General features: G+C 58.9%; 6 protein-coding genes. 3 read left to right on the top strand and 3 right to left on the bottom strand.

Annotation, left to right across the window (positions count from 1 at the left end; all coding sequences use genetic code 11):
- Positions 1–59 precede the first annotated feature (59 nt).
- From ABTW62_RS12895 to efp, 3 genes are all read right to left on the bottom strand, one after another.
- Positions 60–4043, bottom strand: coding sequence for a translocation/assembly module TamB domain-containing protein (locus ABTW62_RS12895; protein WP_430904981.1), 3984 nt, complete (start codon positions 4041–4043; stop codon positions 60–62).
- Between the two features lie 230 nt (positions 4044–4273).
- Positions 4274–6064 (bottom strand): autotransporter assembly complex protein TamA, encoded by a 1791-nt coding sequence (locus ABTW62_RS12890; protein WP_430904980.1) that lies wholly within the window; start codon positions 6062–6064, stop codon positions 4274–4276.
- On the bottom strand, positions 6042–6608 hold the full coding sequence (gene efp, locus ABTW62_RS12885) for an elongation factor P (protein WP_430904979.1): 567 nt from the start codon (positions 6606–6608) through the stop codon (positions 6042–6044). The genes ABTW62_RS12890 and efp overlap by 23 nt, the downstream gene beginning before the upstream one ends.
- Positions 6609–6665: 57 nt before the next feature.
- Here efp and ABTW62_RS12880 point away from each other — a divergent pair, with 57 nt between their 5' ends.
- From ABTW62_RS12880 to uvrC, 3 genes are all read left to right on the top strand, one after another.
- Entirely contained in the window at positions 6666–7319 is a 654-nt protein-coding gene (locus tag ABTW62_RS12880) for a uracil-DNA glycosylase (protein ID WP_430904978.1), read from the top strand.
- A gap of 20 nt (positions 7320–7339) precedes the next feature.
- Entirely contained in the window at positions 7340–7528 is a 189-nt protein-coding gene (locus ABTW62_RS12875) for a tautomerase family protein (RefSeq protein WP_430904977.1), read from the top strand.
- A 282-nt stretch (positions 7529–7810) separates the two neighbouring features.
- Positions 7811–8944: excinuclease ABC subunit UvrC (uvrC, locus tag ABTW62_RS12870; protein WP_430904976.1), on the top strand; the 1134-nt coding region annotated here is incomplete at its 3' end.

The raw sequence follows: 8944 nt of genomic DNA, 5'->3' as shown, positions 1-8944 counted from the left end.
ATTACAACCTCGACTTTCAACTGCCAGCGAGGAAAATTGGCTCATTATTCAGAGGTTCCTTAATCGAATTCGAAATTGTAAAATAAATCGACAGAGCTGTCCTCGCCGGCACGTGTGACCACCGAGACATTCGGGAACAGACTGTAGGTCAATCTGGCGATACCGGCCGAGGTGGCAGTCAGGCCGCGTTCATAGCTCAGATATGCGCGTTCGGACAGGCGCTTGCCGACCATGCCCACCTGGCCGGTTAGCGCATCCTCGCCACTGCGCTGCCGGATCGAAAATTCATCGAGACCCAGTCCGCGGCTGATATTGTCCATGATGCCTTCATCGGCTTGGCCGCCAAAAATAGAACCAGCCGCACTCAGCAATAGCGCGCTATCCAGCCCACCGGCATCGGGTGCGCGGCCGAGGACAATCCAGGCCAGCTTTTCAGAATCCGGCACTTCGGGCCGTGATACCAATCTGATTTGCGGCCGCCGGACTGTGCCGGTCACTTCCACACCAGCTTCCACTTGCGCGGTCGAACGGACTTCCAGTGCGGTCAGGCCGGCATCCTGATAACGCTGGTGATCGACCATGCCGGAAAGCTCGCCCTCGGCGGCGCCGGGCGGCAATGTGCTGCGCACGGCCAGGATATTCAATCCCGGGTTGTCGAGCGGGCCATCAAAGTTGACGATGCCGCGCCTGACCAGCAGCTGCTGGCCATAGGCTTCGAAGCGGGTGTCGCGCGTGGCGATGCTGCCAGTTGCCCTGAGTGCTTTACCGGGCCGGCTGCGCACGCGTAACTGGCCGGCCAGCCGGCCTTCCAGTCCGGAAGCACGCAAGAAAAATTGATCACCCAGATCGAGTGTGGCATCGAGATTGACTTGCAGGCCCGCCGCCTTGGGTTCTGTTTCTGTTTGGCTGATAATCACCACATCGTCGGCCAGACCGGGCATGCCTTTTTCCGGTTGCCTCAGGAATCCTACATTGGAGACGATCTTGCCCTGGATATCGAGCATGCGATCCTTGAGCCCGACCTGACTGTTGCCGGAAACGACAATCCAGCGTTCGGATTGCTGAACGAGTGGTAAATGATCCAGTTCGATAGTCAGCGTGCTTTGCTGAGTGCGGAAATTCAGATTACCCTGCATGTCCAGCTTGCCGGACTGGCGCGCCAGTTTCAGGTTTCTCAGTAAACGGTCTTTGGAGAGTTTCTCAAGCGGCGCGGTAAAATTCAGGGTATCCAGCTGGAGCGTCTCCTGATCGAGACGGATGGCCAGTTTGCCATCCTGCAAATGGAGACCCTCGTCCAGCAGCGTGACAGTCAGCGCTTCGCCTGAAATGTCGCCTTGCAGCGCCGGTTGTTCGAAAGTGCCTGCCAGCGCGACACGCGCCGCAAGCCGGCCACCGCTGCGTAGATTGTCGTCCAGCACCGGCCCCAGCCAGGCGAGATCGGGCAGATCGAATCGCAAATTGCCATTGAGCTGGGCATCCTGGGCGATTTCCCAGGCAGTGTCGGTGGGCTGCAAGGGGACGCTGATCTGAGCGCTGGTGTCGCCGATATGTTTGCCCCGGATGGCCAGCTGCCCGTTCAGATTGTTGCCTTCGGCCAGCACAGTGAGCGACAGTGTCTCCAGGCCGAGTGCAAACGGCGTCTCCAGCGGCAGCGCCAGATCTCCCCGTTCCCGCTGGATGCGCACGCGCCCGTTCAGTTGCTGGTCGGCCGCAAGCTGCCAGTTGCCACCCAGCCGGAGTGGTTCGAAGTCGTCGGCTGGCGCGTGGTTGGGCCGTAAGGTGATGTGGGTGAAAGCACCTTGCGTCGACCATTGCCGGGGTGTCCAGCGGGTCTCATGCAGATTGACCTCGCCATTGGCGACCAGTATCCGCGCGGCACCCAGTGTGACCAGCTCGGGACTGATCAGGACAGCAGGGCGGGTGGCCAGCTCGAACGGAACCGTACCCGTCATGGCCAGTTGCTCGATTGTGCCTCGCCACTGAAACGGTTGCGAGGCCTGGTCGTCGATGGACAAGCCGCCGCTGGCCTGGAATTGTGCCTGGGTCGAGGAATTGATATCACTCTTTAGCGACAACCTGTGCCGTGCCTGGGTGCCGGTCAGTTCGAGCGACAGCGTCTGGAAATAAGTTTCCGTCCCCATGCGATAGTCGCTTGCTTGCAGATCGAGTCCGATGGCGGTGCCGTGCAGACTGCCTTTGGCTTTGAGCTGGGCCAGCTGATGTGTGTCACGGAAATTGATGCGCTGCGCACCGAGATCAAATGCCAGGCCTGGCCGGTCGAGCTTGCCAGTGAGCGTGATGCGCGCATCGAGGTCGCCTTGCAACCCCACGCCCAGTTGCGCCAGGTTGGGGGCGGTCAGGGTGAGCAGCAGCCGGTCGTTTGCCTGTCCCAACTTGCCCTTCAGTTCAAGCCGGTTGTCGCCCAGGCGCAAGTGGGTGTCGCTCTGCAGACGCTGGGGGTGGTCCAGTTTCAGCGTGCCCTGGCCGGAGAGCGGCTGGTTGTCAAAATGGCTCGGTTTGATCGTGAAAGCCATGTTGGCCACCGGTTCGGGTGAGAGCTGGCCGGCCAGTTTGAAACCGGCGTTGAGATCCGAGCGGGGTGCATCGACGAAGGCAGAGACATCGAATTGCTTGAGCAAACCTTCGAAGGTGAAAGGCTGTGCCGCGTCCAGCTGCAGCCTGCCATGGCCGGACAGGCTGGAATCCCCGTGCACCAGTTTGAGGGTTTTAATCGTGACGGCCGCAGCGGCGTGCGAGAGTGTCATGTCCAGGTTGAGCCGCTGGGCCTTGTCGTGCAAGGTAATGTGTCCCTGTTGCGCGTTCGGGTCGCCGTCGAACTGTAGCTTGCCGGACAGCTTGGCCGGGCGCAGGCTGGTATCTAACATGGCTGGATTCAGCTGAGTGACCTGGATGTTTGCCGACCCCGATTGGTCCTCGATGCGCCATAGCAAGTTGCCGGACAGGCTACCTTTGGGACTGTCCTGCCCTGACAGCCTGATCGCGAGCGCATCCAGCGCGAGGGTTTCATCGCTGATGGCAAGCAGTGTGCGGAGTTCACGCAAGGGCAGCCCCTCCTGATCGAGCGGGCGGGCCATCGGGTTGTTGATATGCAAATGACCTTGCAGTTGTCCGGTTTCGTTTGTTTTCAGTTCGCTCTGCAAGCTCAGGTCGGCTTGTGGCAAATCCGGTGAGTAGCGGTGCGGATTCAATCCGCTTACTGCCAGATGGAGCGTCGACAGGGGCAACTTCGCAAACGGGTGCAGGCGCAGTTTGCCTTGTCCCGCCAATGGGCCATCCTTTATCGCAAGCATGACATCGGTTTGCGCCAGGTTGCCAGCCAGCCGCAGGGCGGCATGACTAGGCAAGTCGGTCTGGCTGCTTGCCCCCGGCCAGCTGTGCAGAACCAGTTGCCCGCTCAGATCGAAGGGTGCGTCTGCGCCGATCAGCAAATTGCCCGCAACCCGGGCCGACTCGTGTTCGAGCGTGAAGGTGCGCACGCGGTGCAAGCGGCCATCGCTTTCCAACCGCAAGGCTAAGTTGGTCAGGACAAGATCCGGTGTCTCGTTGCCGAGGGTAAATGTCCGCAACGACAGGATGCCAAGCTTGTCGATCGCGATGCCAAGCGGAATGCGCAGGCTTTCGGGCATGGCTGCTGGTTCCTCTTCTTCCGCCGGTACGGTGTGCAGCGCAACATCGCGGGCGGTGAGGGCTTCTATGACCCAATCACCCGTCAATAGGCGCTGCGGTTGCCAGCGGAAAGTCAGATCTTTTACCTGCACATACAGCTCGTCCTCCCGGTAGGCAATGGACTGGGCCTGGAGTGTCTGCAAACTGCCGCTCACCCCGGAAAAGGTCAGCGCGCCGCCGGTGGCACTGGAAGCCGTGGTCAGCAGCCACAGCAGGCCCGAGGGCGTATAGATCAGCCAGTATGTGCCGCCGACTAGCGACAGCAACAGCAGCATCAGGCCTGTCAGCAGCCATTTACGGAATGAACGCCGGGGTGCCGGCGTTTCGGGCGTATCGTTGTCGTGATTGTCGTTCATATCCGTATAGGTTTCTATACCATTTATTTAACGTCAACCGGCGCGGTGCGCAAGCGCACCGTCAAATCCTGACCACCGCCAGCAACCGCTTTGCATAACAAAAACCAGTGTACCGGTGCTCCCTATGCCTGTGGCAACACAGAATTCCAGATTTTTCGGTAACCATGCATTCCCACGTTGGACATGACATAGAGGAGGCAAGTTTAGAGCAGGCATTCCCAGGCAGCTTTTCAGAAGGCGACGGCGATCGAGAAATGAAAGCGCAGGGTGCCGGTATCATGCCGTCTGGCCAGATCCAGTGCAAACGGACCGGCCGGACTGCGCCAGCGCACGCCGCCGCCGTAGCCTAGCCCCAACTTGAAATCCTGCCAGCGATCGGTTGCATCACCGACATCGGTAAACGCGGCCGCGCCCCAATTATCCGTAAACCAGCGCACATACTCGAGCGTACCCGTGGCCATGGTGCGCCCGCCGACAATTGCGTTGCCTTCGCGGACCCCCAGACTCAAAAAGTCGTAACCGCGAATAGACTGGATGCCACCGGCCCGGAACAGGTATTCCTGGGGCAGCCCGTTGCGGGAAGACGCGAGGGTGTAGCCGACTTCTGCGCGCAGGTGCAAGGTGTCGCGCGCGCCGATTGGCCACCAATGCATGTGACGCGCGTAGCTGCGGATGAAATCGCGTTCCGACAGCGCATGACGGGTCCCACCGCCCAGACGCATTTCAGACGCATAGCCATTGCGCACATAGATCGGGTCGTCAATATTGCGGTAACGTCCCCAGAAATCCAGCGCCAATGTCTCGTTGACGGTGTTGGGCGCGCCAGCGGGCCGCCGTTCCTCACGCTGCCAGTTCAAACCCAGCTGCATCATAGAATTGACTGTGGTGCGAATCCGGGAGAAGTCGGCGCGCTGGTTGAAGGTCTTCAGGTTTTTGATGTCGGTCATTTCGACTCTGGCACCAAACGTATAGTGATAATGGTTGGCATCGGGCAATGTGTCCACCCGGGCTGAGAAAGTCTGACGTTTCTGCTCCAGACGCAACAAGCTGCCCAGGCTCCACGCGCGTCCCAGGAAGTTGTAATCGCGGTAGTTGATTTCGCCGCGTGCGCCATTGTTGGAACTATAGCCGACACCCGCCCCGATCCGCTTGGCGTGTGCTTCGATCAGGGTGATGTCGACAGGCACGGCTTCATGCAGAGCCGGGTCCGGCTCGATGGAGACAGCCACCGTGTTGAACAGAGGACTGTTTTGTAACCTTGCCTGGTAGGCGAGCAATTGATCCCGGCGGTAAGGATCGCCGCTGCGGAAAGGTACTTTAAGTTGCAGGATGTCCAGATCGTAGCGTTCCAGGCCGGTGGCCTGCAGATCCCCGAAACGGAAAGCCGGGCCAGAGTCGATCACGACATTCAAATATGCCTGGGCGGTTTCTGGGTCGACTTGCGCCTGGCTTTCAGTAATACGGGCCGCCGCATAATCCCGTTCCATGACACTCGACAATAAAGCGGTCTTGGCGTCTTCCCAGCGGGCGCTGCGGAAAACCTTACCCGGCGTGAGCGGCCAGTCATCGCGCAGTTTCTGGATGCGTGCGCGGCGTTCGGGAGTATCGTCCGCCAGATCGCCCAGGAATTCGATCGACAGGCTGGCGATCCGCGTGCGCGGGCCGGGTACGACATTCAGTTGATGGGGCTGGCCGGGTGCCGCGGGCGTGAACTCGATTTTCGGCGTGAAATAGCCCTCGGTTGCCAGCAGGCCGCTGATCTCCCGTGTGACCCTGCGCACGAAAATCGCCTTGCTGGTGGCGTCCGCAAAGGGTTGATCGGGAAAAGTAATATATTGCTCGATCAGCTTCTTGATCGAGGCGGGCGCGTCCAGTGCGATCAGAGTGGTTTTTTTATCCGGTGCCGGTTCTGGCTCTGCACAAGCTATTCCATAGCCAAGTAGGGAGAGCAGGCACCCGGGCAACAACCAGGTGATCCATAAAGCACGCCGCAATCGGTTATACGCGTTCGATATATTCACCAGTGTCAGTATGGATCTTGATTTTTTCTCCCTGTACCAGGAAGGACGGTACCATGACAACCAGACCGGTCTCCAGTGTCGCTGGCTTATAGGAGCTGGTGGCGGTTGCACCTTTCAGACTGGGTTCGGTTTCGACGACCGTCAGCACCACGCTGGACGGAAGTTGCACCCCGATCGGCCGGTCATTATGAAAATTGACCAGTAGATCGGTATTCGGCAGCAGATACTCGCTTTGGCCTTCGAGAAACTCCTGCGACAGACTGAGTTGCTCGTAGGTTTGTTGATCCATGAATATGTAGTCATTGCCTTCCTGATAGAGGAAGGTCATGGCGCGTGGCTCGACAATCGTGCGCTCGACTTTTTCATCGGTGCGGATGCGCTGATTGACCTTGGTCCCGCTTTCGATATCCTTCATTTCGACCTGCATGAACGCACCGCCACGCCCGCCGACATGAACATGATAACATTTCAGGATACGCCAGACACGCTTGTCCCATTCGATCAGATTGCCAACACGGATTTCAGTTGCGAGTATCCTGGTCATGATTTGCGAGCTGTTTCCTGCTTCGTTGAAAACGCCCATTCTACAACAAAAAATACCATGACCCAGTCCCCCCCGTTTCAACTGGATTGCCGCGATTGCCCGCGGCTCGCGCAGCATCTAAATGCCGTGCGCACTGCCCATCCCGATTATCATGCCCGGCCAGTCCCTCCGTTCGGTGATGCGGCAGCCCGGCTGCTGATCATCGGCCTCGCGCCGGGACTGCACGGCGCCAACCGCACCGGCCGGCCATTCACGGGCGATTACGCCGGCATTCTGCTGTACCAGACCTTGCACAAATTTGGCCTGGCCAGCCACAGCGAATCGGTTGCGGTGGATGACGGGCTGACGCTCTCCCATTGCCGGATCACCAACGCCGTCAAGTGCCTGCCCCCGGCGAACAAACCCGAGCCCGGGGAAGTCAAACGTTGCAACGCTTATCTCAAGGTGGAGCTGGAAGAATTCATCGCGAGAGGCGGCCAGGCCTGCTTGGCATTGGGCACAGTCGCGCATCGCGCCGCCCTGATGGCGCTCGGTCAACCGGCCAAAGCATTTCCTTTTGCTCATGGCGCAAGACATGCGCTTGCCAGTGGCCTTACGCTGTATGACAGCTATCATTGCAGCCGCTACAATACTCAGACCAGGCGCCTGACAGAGCCGATGTTCGAACAGGTGTTTGCCCAAATTTGCCAGGATCTGGCGATGACAAAATAACTTTTTCAGGAGAATGCACGATGCCTTATGTCAACATCCGGCTGGCCGGTACACTCAGCCGCGAACAAAAGCAGCAAATCGCCCAGGAAATCACCGATACCCTGGAGCGTGTCGCGAATAAACCCAAATCCTATACCTATATCGCCTTCGATGAGAAACCGCATGACAGCTGGGCGATTGGCGGCGAACTGCTGGGTGGCGACAAATAAGGGCTCGTTAATGAATAACTTGGGCATACGTTGTTGCGTATTCGGGAAAGATGCAAGGCGTGAGGCGAAGCCGAATGGTCGTTCCATTCGCAAGCCTCGCAACGCCGCAGATGCCCGAATACGCAACAACCCTTCGGGCTGGGGCCGCTTTTGGCGCATACCGGCGTTGCAAGCCACTTGTTGTGAATGCACAACGGCGTGTCTTGCGCCTTGATCTGCGCCAAAAGCGACCCCAGCGTATGCTCAAGTTATTTATTAACGAGCCCTAACGATAGGCACGCCTTGTCCGAAAACAGCTTCGACGGCAAAGCCTTTGTCCTGACCCTCCCGGCCCAGCCCGGTGTTTACCGCATGCTGAATGCGGCCGGCGACGTGATCTACGTGGGCAAGGCGATCGACCTGCGCAAGCGGGTCGCCTCCTATTTCCAGAAATCGAACCTGTCGCCACGCATCCAGTTGATGGTGTCGCAGATCACCGCGATCGAGTCGACCGTCACGCGCTCGGAAGCGGAGGCGCTGATACTCGAAAACAACCTGATCAAAAGCCTGGCCCCGCGCTATAACATCCTGTTCCGGGACGACAAATCCTATCCTTATCTGGTGCTGACCCGGCACGACTTTCCCAGGCTGGCGTTTTACCGCGGCGCGCTGGACAACCGCAACCAGTATTTCGGGCCGTTTCCCAACGCGGGCGTGATCAAGTCCAGCATTCAACTGCTGCAGAAAGTATTCCGCCTGCGCACCTGCGAAAATTCGGTGTTCGACCACCGCACCCGACCCTGCCTGCTCTATCAAATCAAACGCTGTAGCGGGCCATGCGTTGGCCTGGTGACGCCGGAGGCTTACCAGGAAGATATCAGAAGCGCCACCTTGTTCCTGCAAGGCAAGCAAATGGAAGTGCTGAAAACCATCGAAACGAAAATGCTGCAGGCGGCCAAGGCGCAAGACTATGAGCAAGCCGCATTGTTCCGCGATCAGATGCAGGCGTTGCGCAAAATCCAGGAAAAGCAGTTTGTCGACAGCAGCAAGGCGCTGGATGCGGATGTGATCGCCTGCGTCGCCCAAGCGGACGGCAGCCATATCGCCGTCAATCTGGTCATGATTCGCGGCGGACGCCATCTAGGCGACAAGACATTTTTCCCGAAAAACGTACAGGGGCACGACACCGCCGCCGTGCTGGAAGCCTTCATCGCACAGCACTACCTCAACCGCAGCGTCCCGACGCTGATCATCCTGGGCGAAAAAATCCAGGTAGCGCTGTTGCAGACACTGCTATCCGAACAAGCCGGCCATAAAATCACCCTCACCACTCACTCGGTCGGCGAGCGGCGCAAATGGCTGGACATGGCGACCCAAAACGCGCAACTGGCGCTGCAGCAAATGCTCACCCGCCAGGCCAGCCAGGAAGAGCGCCTG

Source organism: Nitrosomonas sp. ANs5 (assembly GCF_050584665.1).
Classification (GTDB): domain Bacteria; phylum Pseudomonadota; class Gammaproteobacteria; order Burkholderiales; family Nitrosomonadaceae; genus Nitrosomonas.
This window is presented reverse-complemented; position numbering and strand designations above follow the sequence as displayed.

Excerpts from the sequence above, each read along its gene's own strand:
- efp (WP_430904979.1), bottom strand. The coding sequence starts at position 6,608 with ATGACCAGGATACTCGCAACTGAAATCCGTGTTGGCAATCTGATCGAA.
- ABTW62_RS12880 (WP_430904978.1), top strand. The coding sequence starts at position 6,666 with ATGACCCAGTCCCCCCCGTTTCAACTGGATTGCCGCGATTGCCCGCGG.
- ABTW62_RS12895 (WP_430904981.1), bottom strand. The coding sequence starts at position 4,043 with ATGAACGACAATCACGACAACGATACGCCCGAAACGCCGGCACCCCGG.
- ABTW62_RS12875 (WP_430904977.1), top strand. The coding sequence starts at position 7,340 with ATGCCTTATGTCAACATCCGGCTGGCCGGTACACTCAGCCGCGAACAA.